Source organism: Aeromonas sp. L_1B5_3 (genome assembly GCF_963866575.1).
In the GTDB taxonomy this organism is placed as follows: domain Bacteria; phylum Pseudomonadota; class Gammaproteobacteria; order Enterobacterales; family Aeromonadaceae; genus Aeromonas; species Aeromonas jandaei.
This window is the reverse complement of the sequence record NZ_CAWMDN010000114.1, coordinates 1-15,492: the sequence shown is the minus strand read 5'-3', so window position 1 is coordinate 15,492 and position 15,492 is coordinate 1. Positions and strand designations below refer to the sequence as shown.

Sequence of the window (15,492 nt, the reverse complement as noted above, 5' to 3'; positions counted from 1 at the left end):
AGGTCCAAGAATGAGCAACAATAACCGTCACGAGATCCTTGAAAAGAACGTTCCTCTGCTGGTGGTGGCCATTATCTTCGCCATCAGCCTGGGGGGCCTGGTTGAAATTACCCCGCTCTTCTTCCAGAAGCAGACCACCGAGCCGGTTGAGGGCCTCAAGCCCTATACCGCACTGCAGATGGAAGGACGCGATATCTTCATTCGCGAAGGCTGCACCAACTGCCATAGCCAGATGATCCGCCCGTTCCGTGCCGAAACCGAGCGTTACGGTCACTACTCGGTCGCTGGCGAGAGCGTGTGGGAGCACCCCTTCCTGTGGGGCTCCAAGCGTACCGGCCCGGACCTGGCCCGCGTAGGCGGTCGCTACTCCGATGCATGGCACCATGCTCACCTCATCAACCCGCGTGATGTGGTTCCCGAGTCCAACATGCCTGCCTATCCCTGGCTCGACACCAACGTGCTGACCGGCGAGATGACTGGCAAAAAACTGGCGCTGTTCCGCGATCACTTCGGTGTGCCATATACCGATGCGGATATTCAGGGGGCAGGGGAAGCTGTTAAAGGCAAGACCGAGCTGGAAGCCCTCATCGCCTATCTCCAATCACTGGGTCATGCCCTGAAATAAGGAGCCTGAGATGGATTACGGCACATTTCGCGGTCTGTATACCCTGCTGTTGATGGCCATCATGATTGGCATCATCGTCTGGGCCTACAGCAAACGCCGCAAGACCTCTTTTGATGAGGCCGCCAATCTGGTGTTTGCCGATGATGAGCAAGCCGGTGCTGATAAAAAGAACGCAGGAGCGAAACAAGAATGAGCACTCTGTTTAGTATTTTCGTAACCGTCATCACCCTGGGGACCATCCTCGGCTGCTTCTTGCTGCTGATGTGGTGCCTCAAGGACAAGATGGGCGTTGAAGAAGGTAAGCCGATGGGCCACTCCTTCGATGGTATCGAGGAGATCAACAACCCGCTGCCGAAGTGGTGGACCTACATGTTCCTCTTCTTCATCGTCACCGGTCTGGTCTATCTGGTCGCCTTCCCGGGTCTTGGCAACTTCAAAGGCCTGCTGGGCTGGCAAAGTTCCAACCAGGACGTACGCTCGCTGGCCGAATCCAAGGCGGCAACCGAATCAGCCAAGGCTGAAGGTCGCGCCGTGGAGTACGACCGTGAGGTCGCCAAGGCTGACGAGATCTATGGCGCCAAGTTCCGTGAACTGACCTATGAGGCTGATGGCAAGACCTACCGTGCCATCACCGAAATCGCCAAAGATCCGGAAGCCCTGAAAGTGGGTCAGCGTCTGTTCCTGCAGAACTGCTCCCAGTGCCACGGCTCTGATGCCCGCGGCGGTCGCGGTTTCCCGAACCTGACCGACAGCGAATGGCAATGGGGCGGCCAGCCAGATCAAATCAAGACCACCATCATGGGCGGTCGTCAGGGGATCATGGCTGCCTGGGGTGAAATCCTCGGCAAAGACGGTGTGCAAGAGGTGGCTTCCTATGTGCTGAGCCTCTCCGGTCGCAAGGTCGATCTGGTCGAAGCCAAGAAGGGCGAAGCGCGCTTCACCATCTGTGCTGCGTGCCACGGCCCCGATGCCAAGGGCGGTATCGCCGTTGGTGCACCGGACCTGACCAACAACACCTGGCTCTACGGCGGTTCCCGCGAAGTGGTGGTGCAGACCATCACCCACGGTCGCCACGGTGTGATGCCGGCCTGGAAAGACATCCTGGGTGAAGACAAGGTACACCTGCTGGCTTCCTACGTTTACAGCCTGTCCCATCAGCCTGCTAAATAAAGGTCGCTCACATAAGTCGTAACATGTGATAAACACGTGATTACACAGCAAAAAGCCTCGACTCCTCGAGGCTTTTTGTTATCTTGTGTTGCAGAAAAGCTCTCTTACTCGTTAATCATTCGTTTCACGGCAGTAGCATCATGACCCAACCTGTAATCAAACCCTGGTATCGCCAATTCTGGCCCTGGTTTATCATCGCCCTCCCCACTGCCGCCGTTGTCGGCAGCATCTCTACCTCCATCATTGCCAGCAAGGATGGGGTCAATCTGGTGGCCGAGGACTATTACAAACAAGGGAAAGAGATCAATCAGGACTTGAGCAAGTTCGATCGCTCCGAAGCCCTCAATATCCGTTTCGCCCTTGAGGTCAACAGCCACGAGCTGACCCTCAAGCCCGTCAGCGGTGACATCCCGCCGGGTCAGGCCCTCTATCTGTCGCTCTTCCACCCTACCCTGGCTGGGCTGGACAGCGAACACATGATCACCGCCGATGCGAGCGGCACCTATCGCCTCCACTTCGACAAGCCCCTCACCGGTAAATGGCACATCCGGGTGGATGCGTTCAACCACGAGTGGCGCCTGCAAGAGACGGTACAACTGCCCACCCGGGCACCTGTCGAACTCGATCCGAAAGGACGCTAAGTCATGACCGGCTGTTCTCACTGTGGCGAGCTGATTCTCGCCAGCAACCGTGCAGCTTGCATTCTGCATTTAGGGGAACATAAATCATGACCCCTTGCTTTCACTGTGGCGAGCCGGTTCCCGCCAATAGCGGCTATTCCCTCGAGATAAAGGGGATCGTCAGGCCCATGTGCTGCCCCGGCTGTCAGGCCGTGGCAGAAACCATCATGGAGTGCGGCCTTGCCAGCTATTACGACCACCGCACCGCCCCCGGCATCAAGGGGGAACTGGTGCCCGAGGAACTCGCTGCCCTCACCCACTACGATCTGGCGGAAGTGCAGCAGGAGTTTGTCACCGACAGCGGCACGGGTCGCGAGACAACGCGCGAAATCCAGCTGACGGTAGAGGGATTGACCTGCGCCGCCTGCGCCTGGCTTATTGAGCGGCATCTGATGACGTTAAGCGGTCTGCGCTACATCAACGTCAACACCACGACCCATCGCACCCGTATCAAATGGGATCCGGCCCAGCTCTCCCTGAGCGACATTCTCAAGGGCTTCGCCAAGATTGGCTATCGCGCCTACCCCTTCCAGACCCATCAGCAGGAAGCCCTCTACGCCAAAGAGGTGCGCAGCTACATGTTCCGGCTGGCATTGGCGGGGCTGGGGTCGATGCAGGTGATGATGTGCGCCGTCGCGCTCTACATGGACCTCTTTATCAGCGTCGAAGATGAATTCATGGTCTACTTCAAGTGGATAAGCCTGCTGCTCTCCACCCCCATCATGATCTACTCGGCCCAACCCTTTTACATCAACGCCTGGCGCAGCCTGAAGCAGGGGCATCTGTCGATGGATGTCTCGGTATCGCTGGCACTGATCGGGGCGTTTATCGCCTCCATGTGGGCCACAGTGTTCAATACCGGTGAGGTCTACTACGACTCCATCACCATGTTCGTCTTCTTCCTGCTGCTTGGCCGTTTTCTTGAGTTGCGGGCGAGGCGCAAAGCCTCCGAATCAAGCTCCAACCTGGCACGGCTGGTGCCCATCATGGCGACCCTGATCGACCAGGATGGCGAGCGTGAAGTGGCAGCCAAGACCCTGCAAGTCGGCGATCGGGTGCGGGTACTGGCAGGGGCGATGCTGCCCGCGGATGGCGTCATCGTGGCGGGAGAGGCAAGCCTCAACGAGGCGATGCTGACCGGCGAGCAGCTGCCGCTGTTCAAGCAGTGCGGCGCTCTGGTCTATGCCGGCACCATCAACACCGATGCGCCGCTACAGATCCGGGTGACCCACCGCATCGAAGAGTCGCGCATCTCCCAGATCATGCGCCTGCAGGATCATGCCCTCGATGACAAACCGGCCATCGCCCAGATGGCGGATCAGCTGTCCCGCCACTTTATTCTGGTGCTGCTTATCATTGCGGCGGCGGTCTGGACCTTCTGGCACTTCCACCAACCGGAACAGGCATTCTGGATCGCACTTGCCGTGCTGGTGGCTACCTGCCCCTGCGCGCTCTCGCTGGCAACGCCGACCGCGCTGACCTCGGCGACCGCCAATCTGACCCGCAACGGCATCCTGCTGCGCCGCGGCCATGTGCTGGATATATTGACCAAGGCCAACCGGATCGTGATGGACAAGACTGGCACGCTCACCACAGGTGAGATCCGCCTGTCCGCAACCACAGCGCTCGGCACGCTCGATGCAAACCGCTGCTTGAGTATCGCCCGGGCGCTGGAGTCCCAGTCCGAGCATCCCATCGCCCGCGCTTTCAGGCTACCCGCCGATGAAGTGGCACTATTGCCACAGGCCAGCGAGATCACACCAGTCATCGGTCACGGCATCACCGGGCTGGTAGACGGTGTTCGCTATCGTATCGGCAGCGCCAGTTGGCTTGGTATCGAGAGTCACGATAACGCCCAGCATGGTCTTGCCATCTACCTTGCCGACGAACAGCAACTGCTCGCCCGTTTCGAACTGGATGACACCTTACGCCCAGATGCCAAAGCGTTGATCGAAGCGTTCAAGGCTGCCGGTCTGCAGACGACTATTCTGACCGGTGACAGCTCTCCCCAGGCTGACGAGATTGCCCGAACCCTTGGGGTCGACGAGCTGGTCAAGGGGGTGACGCCGGATGGCAAGCTGGCATATCTCAAAGCCCGTGAAGCAGAGGGCGAGATCAGCATCATGGTGGGTGATGGCATCAACGATGCCCCCGTGCTGGCCGGAGCGCACGCCTCCTTTGCCATGGCGGGCGGCACTGACCTGGCCAAAAACAGCGCCGATGCAATTCTGCTGGCCGATGATCTCAGTCGTCTGCTCGATGCCAGGAGGCTCGCGCTGCGCACCCGCAAGATCATCATCGAGAACTTTACCTGGTCCATAGGTTACAACCTGCTGGTACTGCCGCTGGCAGCCTGTGGTTGGCTGCCTCCCTATCTGGCAGCCGCGGGCATGTCGCTCAGTTCACTCATCGTGGTGACCAACTCGATGCGCCTCAATAGATAAACAAACTGCAAGAAAATAGCTGAAATAGTGGCCTGCCTCCGATGCAGGCCACATTTTTGACCGATAGCGGCTGGCCCTCCTCCCGAACGGGGTTACCATGGAGGACGCTTGCCACGGATGAATGCCAAGGTACCTCTCATGAACATAATTTTTGTCCTGATCCCCATCGCCATTCTCTTCGTCGTCATCGCCGGCGTGGTCTTTTTCTGGGCCATTCGCTCCGAACAATTTGAAGATCTCGATCGCCAGGGTTCCAACATCCTGTTCGATGAAGATGAACCCCAACAAAAAGTGGTAAAGCCCTCCTCCCATGACTCACAACCTTGATCTGCTTGGTGCCCTGCTGGCAGGACTGGCAGGCTCGGCTCACTGCATCGGCATGTGCGGTGGCGTCTCCGCCGCCCTCTCCATGGCCATCCCCGCCGACAAGCAGCACTTCTGGGGGCGGCTTGGCTACCTGCTCAACTACAACCTGGGGCGGATCCTCAGCTATGTGCTGGCAGGCGCGCTGGTGGGCGGCCTGCTCGCCACCACCAATGAACTGGGCGCAGGCAAACATGCCATCCAAGGGCTGCGGCTGATAGCCGCGCTGCTGATGATCGCCCTTGGTCTCTATCTGGCCGGCTGGTGGCAGGGGATCCTGCTGCTGGAGCGCCTCGGCGCCAAACTCTGGCCGCATATCAAACCCCTTGCCGGCAAGTTTCTCCCCTTCACCTCGCCGCTGCAGGCACTCCCCTTTGGCATGGTCTGGGGTTGGCTCCCCTGCGGGCTCGTCTACTCCATGCTGACCTGGAGTGCGGCTGCCGGCTCTGCCGCTGGCGGGGCGCTGATCATGCTCTTTTTTGGTCTCGGCACCCTGCCGACCTTGTTCGCACTGGGGGGGCTTGCTGACCGCCTCAGATACTGGTTAACCCTGCGCAGTTTGCGTCTTGGCGGCGCGCTGTTACTCATTTTGTTCGGGGTTCATACCCTGTGGGTTGGCATAGCCGCCTTTTGAAACCCTATCCAAAACGGATGAGTTGGTGGTAAACTTGTTTGATATAAATCAATTATTCGTATGAGCCTATGATCCCGGAAAAGAAACCTGGCAGACGTATCCAGAGCGGTGGCTGTGCAATTCATTGCCAGGATTGCAGCATCAGTCAGCTCTGTATCCCCTTCACCCTGAACGACAACGAGCTTGATCAGCTCGATAGCATCATCGAGCGCAAAAAGCCGATCCAGAAGGGTGAGGAGCTGTTCAAGGCCGGTGATGAGTTCAAGTCGCTCTACGCCATTCGTTCCGGGACCATCAAGTCCTACACCATCACCGAACAGGGCGATGAGCAGATCACCGCCTTCCACTTGGCTGGTGATTTGGTCGGGTTTGACGCCATCAACAAACAGGCTCACCCCTCCTTTGCTCAGGCGCTGGAAACGGCCATGGTGTGCGAGATCCCCTTTGAAGTACTGGATGATCTCTCCGGCAAGATGCCCAAACTGCGCCAGCAGATCATGCGTCTGATGAGCAGTGAAATCATGGGCGATCAGGAGATGATCCTGCTGCTCTCCAAGAAGAATGCTGAAGAGCGCCTCGCCGCCTTCCTGCACAACCTCTCGGTGCGCTTCTCCGAACGCGGTTTCTCTGCCAAAGAGTTCCGTCTGGCTATGACCCGTGGCGATATCGGCAACTATCTGGGTCTGACCGTCGAGACCATCAGCCGTCTGCTCGGCCGCTTCCAGAAGTCCGGTCTCATCAGCGTCAAAGGCAAATACATTACCGTGCTGGATCAGGTCGCACTGGGCATGATGGCCGGAGCTACCCGTCCGCCCTGCGGCTGATTTTTCTCCTTACAACCCCGCTTTTATTCCGCTTTCCCTGCCGGATCCTTTCCTCTGGAATGTGATCCGGTACGTTCCAGCCCCCCTCCTCCTGCGCTAAGCTGTAATGACTAAGATTCTGCCGTCATTGGACTTTTCCAAGGAGGAGAAGATGGTCAAATATCAGAATATTCTGGTAGTTATCAATCCAGAAGAGGAGCGTCAAATCGCCCTCGAACGGGCCGTCAAGATCGCCGAGCTGGACGACAATGCCCGCCTGACCCTGCTGCTCACCATCTATGACTTCTCATATGAAATGACCGCCATGCTCTCCGTCGAGGAGCGCGAAGAGATGCGTAACGGCGTCATCTCCCAACGGCGAGAGTGGCTGGACGAAATCCTCACACCCTACCGCTCGCAAGGGATTGCTTGCGAGGTCAAAGTGATCTGGCACAACCGGCCCTTCGAATCCGTCATTCAGGAGGTGCTGGAGCAACGTCACGATCTGGTGGTCAAGGCCACCCACCATCACAGCTTCCTGCAAACCTTCATTTTCACGCCGACCGACTGGCATCTGCTGCGCAAATGCCCCTGTCCGGTGCTGCTGGTAAAAGAGGGGCACTGGAAACGAGGCGGCAATATCATCGCCGCCATCAACTGCTCCAGCGACGATCCGGATCAGAAGCTGCTCAACGAGCGGATCACCCAGGAAGGTGGCGATATCGCCGAGCTGCTCGGCTCCAGTCTCTATCTGGTCAACACCTATCCGGGTACCCCGGTCAATGTGGCCATCGAGCTACCGGAGTTTGATCCCAACGCCTACAACGAGGCTATTCGCAAACACCATGAGACCCTGCTGCTGAGCCATGCCGACAAGTTCGGTATCGGCCATCTCTGGACCCGGGTGGCGGAAGGGTTGCCGGAAGAGGTGCTGCCTGACATGGCTGAAGAGCTCGACGCCAATCTGATGATCATGGGCTGCGTCGGCCGCACCGGCCTTTCGGCCGCCTTGCTCGGCAATACAGCTGAGCATGTGATCGACCGCCTCTCCTGCGACCTGCTGATCCTCAAACCGGCCGACTACAGCTGCCCGGTCGACAGCCGTCGCAATCAATCATAAGGTGCCTGGCACCTTGCCCTCCCCCGGGACATGGCTATAATAACGCGCTTATTTGTGTCCCGGGTTTTACGAGCATGCTAGAAGAGCTGAACGCCAAAGAAAAATACAGTTTCAACAAACTGCAAAAGCGCCTGCGGCGCAACGTAGGTCAGGCCATTGCCGACTTCAACATGATTGAAGAGGGCGACAAGGTCATGGTCTGCCTCTCCGGCGGCAAGGACAGCTTCGGTATGCTCGACATACTGATGAGCCTCAAAGCCAGTGCCCCCATCCATTTCGATCTGGTTGCCGTCAACCTGGATCAGAAGCAGCCCGGCTTCCCCGAGCACGTGCTGCCGGAGTATCTGGACTCCCTCGGCATCGAGTACAAGATTGTCGAAGAGGATACCTACTCCATCGTCAAGGAGAAGGTGCCGGAAGGTAAAACCACCTGTTCTCTCTGCTCACGACTGCGCCGCGGTATTCTCTACCGGACCGCTCAGGAGCTGGGTTGCACCAAGATTGCCCTTGGCCATCACCGCGACGACATCCTCGAGACCCTGTTCCTCAACATGTTCTACGGTGGCAAGCTCAAGTCCATGCCGCCCAAGCTGGTGAGCGACGATGGCAAGAACGTGGTGATCCGCCCGCTGGCCTACTGCAAAGAGAAGGACCTGATCCGCTACGCCGATGTCAAAGCCTTCCCCATCATTCCGTGCAACCTGTGCGGCTCGCAGGAGAACCTCCAACGTCAGGCCATCAAGCAGATGATGCAGGATTGGGATCGCCGCTTCCCGGGTCGTATCGAGACCATGTTCACCGCCATTCAGGACGTGATCCCGAGCCACCTGCTCGACCACAAGCTGTTTGACTTCAAGAGCATCAACCGCGACTCCGGCATCATCGATGGTGGTGACAAGGCCTTTGATCCACCCGAGATGCCAAAAGCACCGCTGCTGGACATCGACGAGATGGACATGCTGGATGTGATTGAAGTGCGCTAAGCCGCGCTCACAGTAGTAAACGCCACACAATAAAAAAGGAGCGATAATCGCTCCTTTTTTGCTTTCTTGATCTGCCAGTTACCAACGTGACAGCGCCATCGGCATCAGCCCTTGTGCAACCAGGGGGTCAGTCGCAACACCTCACCCTGCAGACGCAAGGTACCCGCCGCAAATACACTCAGCTGCGCATTGCTCAAGAGCAACTGGCCATGCTGCCACGCAACGGGCTCCTGCCGGGCCCCATCGACAAGGTAGGCAGTCCCCTGCGGCTCGACCAGCGTGATCCGGATACCCTCCATCTTCGGCAAGAAGTACTTGCCGACCATGCCAGCCATCTTGTCCAGCAGCTGCTGCATCTGCTGCTGACGCTTGGCAAGCTCAGCCAGTGGCATGTCGGGAACGGCCGGTGCATCGGCCATCACCTGCACCGTCATATCGCAGGTCGCGTGCGGCACTTTCAGGGCAACCGCAACCACCGCCTTGTCGAGATTGAGATCGTCATCGAATGGCAGACGCAGTTCGCTGTCGATCGTCACCTCCCCCTTCACATCCTTGTCCTGCGTCGAGACCCGGGCAGAGTCGAGCGCACAGCGCTTGCCATTTTGCGGATCGGTCAGATAAAACCCCAGTCTGGCATGGCCAAACTCGCCCTTGGCGAAGGTCTTCATCTGGCTGTAGAAGGCGCCATATTGCAGCTCCAGCACAGGTTGCCCGGCCATCGTCAGTGTCGGCAGCAGCAGGCTGGCCAGCAGGGTACGACGTACGGTAGAGATCACTCCATATCGACAGATCATTCAGCGTCCTTTTGCATCATGCATTGAAATGGTTGGGTCCTTCAGCCACCTCGTTAACCTCTACCGCCACCCCGCAGAGATCCCGATAGAGGATCCCCTTGCAGTTGAAGTAGAGCGGTGCCACCCAGATAAGACCCAACCCCATCGGGATCAGGGCCACAAAGAAGAGTGCAGCCATCACGCCGTGAAACAGCACCAGGCTCGGCCAGCCACGCAAGAAGATCTTGAGCGAGACCACAATGGCCTGCGGCGGCGTCATGCCGCGCTCCAGCACCAGCGGCACGGTAAAGAGCAGCCCCATGCCGATCAGTGCGGAAGGAATAAACGAGAACATCACCGGCAACCCAATCAGTTCGAACAGCGGGCCAAACAGGCTGGTGAGCAGACTGCCGAGCAGACTCAGCATGCCAAGGCGCACAAAGTGGCGGAAGAAGTCGAACACCTGGCTCGCCCGGGCGCGCACGCCGACCGACTGCTGTAAGCCGAGCATGTCGAGGGCACTGGTCATGGGGGCCATGATGACGGTGATCAGCAGGCTCAGGACCATCGCCACATTCATCTGGCTGTCATCGCCGATATAGGGCACCAGCACCATGTTGCTGAGCAGGATCCAGATCGCCGTGACGCCGACAATCGCCAGCAGCAGGCCAAATCCGGTACGGCGAGTCTGTTGCCACCCCTCTTGAATGACCCCTTTCAGGTCCAGGCGATAACCCTTGTTCAAAGATTGCTCGAGAGAGCCGCCAATACGCATTCTGTTACTCAATTGACTATCCAACATCGAAAACGACCAAATCAGGTGGCACATTATAGCGACTTGGCCTGCTATTCGTAGTCGTTTTTCCTGACCACTTGCGGCCAAAAAGCCTTTAATTTCATGGATTGGCTGCATAGAATGCGGCCCTCTTTCAACATGATGGCCACTGGCTGGGGTGAGACTGGCGGATGATGAACAATCCACAGGTAATTGTCGCGCTGAACAAGATCAGCAAACTTTATGATGGCAAGGCGATATTGAGCGACCTTGACCTTGAGATCTATGACGGTGAGTTTCTCACCCTGCTGGGCCCCTCCGGCTGCGGCAAGACGACCCTGCTGCGCCTGCTGGCCGGGCTCGAATCGGTCGATGGTGGCACCATCCATCTGGCCGGTGACGAGATCACCAATATCCCCGCCGAACACAGGCACATCAACACCGTATTCCAGAGCTATGCGCTCTTCCCCCATATGACGGTGTTTGAAAACGTCGCCTTTGGCCTCGAGATGCAGAAGGTAGCGGCCAGCGAGATCCGCCAGCGGGTCGAAGAGACCCTCGCCATGGTGCAGCTCACCGAGCTGGCCAACCGCCGCCCGGATCAGCTCTCCGGCGGTCAGCAACAACGGGTCGCCATCGCCCGCGCCGTGGTCAACAAGCCCCGCCTGCTGCTGCTCGATGAATCCCTCTCGGCGCTCGACTACAAGCTGCGCAAGCAGATGCAGAGCGAGCTCAAGGCGCTGCAGCGTCGCCTTGGCATCACCTTTGTCTTCGTTACCCATGATCAGGAAGAGGCGCTCACCATGTCTGATCGCATCCTGGTGATGGAGGGAGGCAAGATCATCCAGCGCGGCACCCCGCGCGATATCTACGAATCGCCAGCCAACCTGTTCGTGGCCCGCTTTATCGGCGAGATCAATGTGATGGATGGCAAGCTGATCAATCAGCGCGAGCCCGGTATCTGGCAGGCAGAGGTGGAGGGGCGCGAATGCCTGCTCCATACCACACTGCCGTTCCAGCCAGACGACAAGGTGCTGGTGCTGCTGCGCCCGGAAGATCTGCGAATTCTCGATCAGGATGACGATCAGAGCGGCGCGCTGCGGGGCAACATCCGCGAGCGCAACTACAAGGGGGCGACGCTGGATTCGGTGATCGAACTCGAAAGTGGAAAACAGCTGCTTATCTCCGAGTTCTTCGATGAGGATGACCCTGACTTTGACTACCGTCTGGGTCAGGAGGTGGCGATCCACTGGGTCGACAGCTGGGAGGTGGTGCTGCCCTATGAGCCTCACTAATCTGCGGGTAGCGCACAGCTTTGCCCACAACGGCTTTCGCAACACGGCCATTGCGCTGATCCTGGGCTGGCTGACGCTGTTCGTCTTCCTGCCCAACCTGATGATCATCGGCGTGAGCTTCCTGAGCCGTGACGAGTCCGAGCTTATCGCGCCGCTCTTTACCCTGAGCAACTATGGCCGCCTGCTGGACCCGCTCTATTTCGAGGTGCTGCTCCACTCTCTCTGGCTGGCGCTGCTCGCCACCGCCATCTGCCTGCTAGTGGGCTACCCCTTTGCCTGGCTGTTGGCCCATCTTCCAACACGCATCCGCCCGCTGCTGCTGTTTCTGGTGGTGGTGCCGTTTTGGACCAACTCCCTGATCCGCACCTATGCGCTGAAAGTGCTGCTCGGCACCCGGGGGCTGATCAATGGCTGGCTGCTGGATCTGGGGCTTATCGAGCGGCCGCTGCAGATGATGTATACCGAGGTGGCCGTCATCATCGGGCTGGTCTATGTGCTGCTCCCCTTTATGGTGCTGCCACTCTACTCCAGCATCGAGAAGCTGGATGGCCGTTTGCTGGAGGCAGCGCGAGATCTTGGCGCCAACGGCTGGCAGCGGCTGGTGCGGATCATTTTGCCCCTCACCCTGCCCGGCATCATCGCCGGTTGTCTGCTGGTGTTCCTGCCCGCGATGGGAATGTTCTACGTCTCCGACTTGCTGGGTGGCGCCAAGCACCTGCTGATCGGCAACCTGATCAAGACCCAGTTCCTCAACAGCCGTGACTGGCCCTTTGGCGCCGCCATCAGCGTGATGCTGACGGTGCTGATGGCGCTGTTGGTCTACTGCTACTGGCGGGCGGGCAAACTGCTCAGTAAAAAGGGGGAGCTGGCATGATGCGCGCACTGAAAGCTCTGTTTCTGCTACTGGTGTTTGGCTATCTCTATGTGCCCATCGGGGTGCTGATCGCCAACTCCTTCAACCTGTCGAAATATGGCATCGACTGGCGCGGCTTTACCCTTGGCTGGTATGAGAAGCTGTTTGCCAGCGCCAGCCTGATGCAGGCGGCCCAGCACTCCCTGACCATCGCCGCCCTCACCGCCACCGCGGCCACCCTGATCGGCACCCTCACCGCCGTGGCGCTGTTTCGCTACCGTTTTCGCGGCAAGCAGTACGTGAGCGGCATGCTGTTCGTGGTAATGATGTCCCCCGATATCGTGATGGCCATTTCGCTCCTGACCCTGTTTGTGGTGACCGGCATTGCGCTGGGCTTCTGGTCGCTACTGATCGCCCACATTACCTTCTGCCTGCCGTTTGTGGTGATCACCGTCTACTCGCGGCTGTGCGGTTTTGATGTGCGGATGCTGGAAGCCGCGCGGGATCTGGGGGCTGGCGAGTGGATCATCCTGCGCCGCATCATACTGCCGCTGGCGCTGCCGGCGGTGATGGCGGGCTGGCTGCTCTCCTTTACCCTGTCGCTGGACGACGTGGTGGTGAGCTCCTTTGTTACCGGCCCTGCCTACGAGATCCTGCCGCTCAAGATCTACTCCATGGTCAAGGTGGGGGTCTCCCCCGAGGTCAACGCCCTGGCCACCCTGATGCTGGTCGCCTCCCTCGGGATGGTGCTGCTGGCGCAACTGTTACTGCGCAAACGGCAGGGTTGACCCTACCCGTTTCGTCCCCGCCATCTTTGGCGAACTCTGTCACGGTGGGCCGCAAGGCCCCATAACCCCAAGGAGTTGTTGATGACAATCCAACACAAGGCCGGCGCCCTGCTGGCAGCCGCCCTCACCCTCACCACCCCGCTGCTGAGCCAGAGCGCTCACGCGGCCGATGACAAGGTGGTCTACTTCTACAACTGGTCGGAATATGTGCCGGACGGCCTCCTGGAGCAGTTCCAGCAAGAGACCGGCATCAAGGTGATCTACTCCACCTACGAAGCCAACGAGACCCTCTACGCCAAGCTGAAAACCCATGGCGACGGCTATGACGTGGTGGTGCCCAGCACCTACTTCATCTCGAAAATGGCCAAAGAGGGGATGCTGCAGCAGCTGGATCGCGCCCAGCTGCCCAACTTCAAGCACCTCGACCCAACCTTGCTCAACCACGAGTACGACCCGGACAACCGCTACTCCATCCCCTATATCTGGGGCGCAACCGGGATCGGCACCAACACCGATATCATCGAACAGCCGGTTACCAGCTGGAAGCAGCTCTGGGCACCGGAGTGGAAAGAGAGCCTGCTGCTGATGGACGATGCCCGCGAGGTGTTCCATATCGCGCTGGTGCAGCTGGGCTACAGCCCCAACACCCGGGACAAGGCACAGATCGCCGAAGCGTTCGAATACCTGAAAAAGCTGATGCCCAACGTCAAGGCGTTCAACTCCGACAACCCGGCCGACCCCTTTATCGCCGGTGAGGTCAATATCGGCATGCTGTGGAACGGCTCGGCCTACGGCGCCCAGCGCGAATACCCCTCCATCCAGATGACCTATCCCGAAGAGGGGGCGGTACTCTGGATGGACAACCTCGCCATCCCGGCCAAGGCCAAGCATGTGAAAGAGGCCCACGCCCTGATCAACTTCCTGATGCGCCCCGATGTGGCCGCCAAGGTGGCCGAGGCGATTGGCTACCCCACTCCGGTCAAGGATGCCATTCCCCTGCTCACCCCGGCGTTTCGCAATAACCCCATGGTCTTCCCGAGCGACGAAATCAAACGCAAGGGTGAGTTTCAGTCCGATGTAGGGGATGCCTCCCGCCTCTACGAGCAGTACTTCCTGCAGCTGAAAGCCATGGTGGCCAAGGCCGGTTAAGTCGGCTTTTCACGTACCCTGACGGGATCAATGAATTAAGGGAGCAATAGCTCCCTTTTTCTTCGTCATCACCTCTGCGAGGCCTAATCACAACGGCCCCTCACCTGCAGATATCAAAAGTTGATAAATGTGAACACGCGTGCATTGAAATGCGTGACCGGACTCTTTAGAGCTAAAGCGCCAGACAATACCCATACGAGGTAACCATCGGCGGAGCGTGGAGGCAGCCATGTTGAGGCCTGTTAACCGATTGATTTTGATAGCCAATAGTTCGGTACACCAGCGCCTGCGCTGATAACCAAAATCTTGTGGAGAAAACTGCATGAGCAGCACTAATAAGGTGACAATATTGGCGATAGGTAAAACTGGGGCACGGCCAGCCGGTAAGGCTTCCAAGGCGCCCACGCCTTCATCCCGATACCACCGAAGCCAACGGCCGATGGTCGAGCGAGCAGCGCCGGTAAGGTGATGAACATCCGTGACCGTACGTCCTTCATGTAACAGCAAGATGGCCATCAAGCGACGAGCATGTCCTTTATCACGGGTGGCATGGATGATTTTGTGAATGCGGAGGTGCTGTGGCCGTGGCAGGGGTGGTAGGATAGGCATCAACTCAGTCCTTTGGGTGTGGCTTGTTTTGTTTGGCGACTAATGAGATCGCACAAACTGGACTGAGTTCCCTTCCTCCAGTGATCTACTATTCGGAACAGCTATTTAGGGAAGTGGCAGGGGGAAAACCCCCTTGATGGTTTGCGAGCCTACAAGGTGGCCGAGGCCGAACTTGCCTTCCTTTACCCTGACGAACTCAAGCACCTGCTGGCTGCCTGCGCCGAGAGTCCAAACCCCGATCTGCTGTTGGTGGTGAAACTCTGCCTCGCCACCGGCGCTCGTTGGTCTGAGGTGGAGGAGCTGACCCAGTCTCAGGTATCCCCCAACCGCATCACCTTCACTCGTACCAAAAGCAAGAAAAGCCGCAGCGTACCCATCAGCCCAGAGCTCTATGCACAGTTGCCCAGAAGTAACTGTTCACCCAGATG

General features: G+C 58.4%; 16 protein-coding genes and 2 pseudogenes. 15 read left to right on the top strand and 3 right to left on the bottom strand.

Annotation, left to right across the window (positions count from 1 at the left end; all coding sequences use genetic code 11):
- Positions 1–10 precede the first annotated feature (10 nt).
- From ccoO to ttcA, 10 genes are all read left to right on the top strand, one after another.
- Positions 11–625 carry a cytochrome-c oxidase, cbb3-type subunit II gene (ccoO, locus tag AACR93_RS10885; protein WP_041207796.1) on the top strand — a complete coding sequence of 205 codons (615 nt, stop codon included), beginning with the start codon at positions 11–13 and terminating at the stop codon, positions 623–625.
- Positions 626–635: 10 nt separating this feature from the next.
- The gene (locus tag AACR93_RS10880) at positions 636–818 is read left to right on the top strand and encodes a CcoQ/FixQ family Cbb3-type cytochrome c oxidase assembly chaperone (RefSeq protein WP_041207797.1); all 183 of its coding nucleotides are present in this window, start codon (positions 636–638) and stop codon (positions 816–818) included.
- Positions 815–1,795: a cytochrome-c oxidase, cbb3-type subunit III gene (ccoP, locus tag AACR93_RS10875; RefSeq protein ID WP_041207798.1), complete on the top strand. Its 981-nt coding sequence runs from the start codon at positions 815–817 to the stop codon at positions 1,793–1,795. The genes AACR93_RS10880 and ccoP overlap by 4 nt, the downstream gene beginning before the upstream one ends.
- 140 nt (positions 1,796–1,935) lie before the next feature.
- On the top strand, positions 1,936–2,436 hold the full coding sequence (locus AACR93_RS10870) for a FixH family protein (protein ID WP_043850777.1): 501 nt from the start codon (positions 1,936–1,938) through the stop codon (positions 2,434–2,436).
- Between the two features lie 86 nt (positions 2,437–2,522).
- Positions 2,523–4,919, top strand: a complete 2,397-nt coding sequence (locus tag AACR93_RS10865) for a heavy metal translocating P-type ATPase (protein WP_043850776.1) — start codon at positions 2,523–2,525, stop codon at positions 4,917–4,919.
- A 138-nt stretch (positions 4,920–5,057) separates the two neighbouring features.
- Complete coding sequence (ccoS, locus tag AACR93_RS10860; RefSeq protein WP_043850927.1) at positions 5,058–5,246, top strand: cbb3-type cytochrome oxidase assembly protein CcoS; 189 nt, start codon at positions 5,058–5,060, stop codon at positions 5,244–5,246.
- Positions 5,230–5,916, top strand: a complete 687-nt coding sequence (locus AACR93_RS10855) for a sulfite exporter TauE/SafE family protein (RefSeq protein WP_043850775.1) — start codon at positions 5,230–5,232, stop codon at positions 5,914–5,916. The genes ccoS and AACR93_RS10855 overlap by 17 nt, the downstream gene beginning before the upstream one ends.
- Before the next feature lie 68 nt (positions 5,917–5,984).
- On the top strand, positions 5,985–6,740 hold the full coding sequence (locus AACR93_RS10850; RefSeq protein WP_033113524.1) for an FNR family transcription factor: 756 nt from the start codon (positions 5,985–5,987) through the stop codon (positions 6,738–6,740).
- Positions 6,741–6,891: 151 nt separating this feature from the next.
- Positions 6,892–7,839 (top strand): universal stress protein UspE, encoded by a 948-nt coding sequence (gene uspE / locus AACR93_RS10845; RefSeq protein WP_042031012.1) that lies wholly within the window; start codon positions 6,892–6,894, stop codon positions 7,837–7,839.
- A gap of 74 nt (positions 7,840–7,913) precedes the next feature.
- Positions 7,914–8,822 (top strand): tRNA 2-thiocytidine(32) synthetase TtcA, encoded by a 909-nt coding sequence (gene ttcA, locus AACR93_RS10840; protein ID WP_005336634.1) that lies wholly within the window; start codon positions 7,914–7,916, stop codon positions 8,820–8,822.
- A gap of 104 nt (positions 8,823–8,926) precedes the next feature.
- Here ttcA and AACR93_RS10835 read toward each other — a convergent pair whose 3' ends face one another.
- Entirely contained in the window at positions 8,927–9,616 is a 690-nt protein-coding gene (locus AACR93_RS10835) for a DUF2987 domain-containing protein (protein WP_043850774.1), read from the bottom strand.
- Between the two features lie 16 nt (positions 9,617–9,632).
- Positions 9,633–10,370, bottom strand: coding sequence for a hypothetical protein (locus tag AACR93_RS10830; protein WP_043850773.1), 738 nt, complete (start codon positions 10,368–10,370; stop codon positions 9,633–9,635).
- A 191-nt stretch (positions 10,371–10,561) separates the two neighbouring features.
- Between AACR93_RS10830 and potA the strand changes: the two genes are divergently transcribed.
- From potA to AACR93_RS10810, 4 genes are all read left to right on the top strand, one after another.
- Positions 10,562–11,665 carry a spermidine/putrescine ABC transporter ATP-binding protein PotA gene (potA, locus tag AACR93_RS10825; protein ID WP_043850772.1) on the top strand — a complete coding sequence of 368 codons (1,104 nt, stop codon included), beginning with the start codon at positions 10,562–10,564 and terminating at the stop codon, positions 11,663–11,665.
- The gene (gene potB / locus AACR93_RS10820) at positions 11,652–12,539 is read left to right on the top strand and encodes a spermidine/putrescine ABC transporter permease PotB (RefSeq protein ID WP_043850771.1); all 888 of its coding nucleotides are present in this window, start codon (positions 11,652–11,654) and stop codon (positions 12,537–12,539) included. The genes potA and potB overlap by 14 nt, the downstream gene beginning before the upstream one ends.
- Entirely contained in the window at positions 12,536–13,306 is a 771-nt protein-coding gene (potC, locus tag AACR93_RS10815; protein WP_005336644.1) for a spermidine/putrescine ABC transporter permease PotC, read from the top strand. Before potB ends, potC begins: the two co-directional genes overlap by 4 nt.
- Positions 13,307–13,387: 81 nt before the next feature.
- On the top strand, positions 13,388–14,455 hold the full coding sequence (locus tag AACR93_RS10810) for an extracellular solute-binding protein (RefSeq protein WP_082044096.1): 1,068 nt from the start codon (positions 13,388–13,390) through the stop codon (positions 14,453–14,455).
- Between the two features lie 177 nt (positions 14,456–14,632).
- On the opposite strand, the pseudogene AACR93_RS10805 reads toward AACR93_RS10810, so the two are convergent.
- A pseudogene (locus AACR93_RS10805) lies at positions 14,633–15,064 on the bottom strand (helix-turn-helix domain-containing protein); the annotation flags it as partial.
- Between the two features lie 105 nt (positions 15,065–15,169).
- On the opposite strand from AACR93_RS10805, the pseudogene AACR93_RS10800 reads away from it, so the two are divergent.
- Positions 15,170–15,492, top strand: a pseudogene (locus tag AACR93_RS10800) (tyrosine-type recombinase/integrase); the annotation flags it as partial.

Coding starts and splice junctions, on each gene's coding strand:
- AACR93_RS10850 (WP_033113524.1), top strand. CDS start 5,985: ATGATCCCGGAAAAGAAACCTGGCAGACGTATCCAGAGCGGTGGCTGT.
- ccoO (WP_041207796.1), top strand. CDS start 11: ATGAGCAACAATAACCGTCACGAGATCCTTGAAAAGAACGTTCCTCTG.
- AACR93_RS10880 (WP_041207797.1), top strand. CDS start 636: ATGGATTACGGCACATTTCGCGGTCTGTATACCCTGCTGTTGATGGCC.
- uspE (WP_042031012.1), top strand. CDS start 6,892: ATGGTCAAATATCAGAATATTCTGGTAGTTATCAATCCAGAAGAGGAG.
- ccoS (WP_043850927.1), top strand. CDS start 5,058: ATGAACATAATTTTTGTCCTGATCCCCATCGCCATTCTCTTCGTCGTC.
- AACR93_RS10855 (WP_043850775.1), top strand. CDS start 5,230: ATGACTCACAACCTTGATCTGCTTGGTGCCCTGCTGGCAGGACTGGCA.
- ttcA (WP_005336634.1), top strand. CDS start 7,914: ATGCTAGAAGAGCTGAACGCCAAAGAAAAATACAGTTTCAACAAACTG.
- AACR93_RS10865 (WP_043850776.1), top strand. CDS start 2,523: ATGACCCCTTGCTTTCACTGTGGCGAGCCGGTTCCCGCCAATAGCGGC.
- ccoP (WP_041207798.1), top strand. CDS start 815: ATGAGCACTCTGTTTAGTATTTTCGTAACCGTCATCACCCTGGGGACC.
- AACR93_RS10830 (WP_043850773.1), bottom strand. CDS start 10,370: ATGCGTATTGGCGGCTCTCTCGAGCAATCTTTGAACAAGGGTTATCGC.
- AACR93_RS10870 (WP_043850777.1), top strand. CDS start 1,936: ATGACCCAACCTGTAATCAAACCCTGGTATCGCCAATTCTGGCCCTGG.
- AACR93_RS10835 (WP_043850774.1), bottom strand. CDS start 9,616: ATGATCTGTCGATATGGAGTGATCTCTACCGTACGTCGTACCCTGCTG.
- potC (WP_005336644.1), top strand. CDS start 12,536: ATGATGCGCGCACTGAAAGCTCTGTTTCTGCTACTGGTGTTTGGCTAT.
- potA (WP_043850772.1), top strand. CDS start 10,562: ATGATGAACAATCCACAGGTAATTGTCGCGCTGAACAAGATCAGCAAA.
- AACR93_RS10810 (WP_082044096.1), top strand. CDS start 13,388: ATGACAATCCAACACAAGGCCGGCGCCCTGCTGGCAGCCGCCCTCACC.
- potB (WP_043850771.1), top strand. CDS start 11,652: ATGAGCCTCACTAATCTGCGGGTAGCGCACAGCTTTGCCCACAACGGC.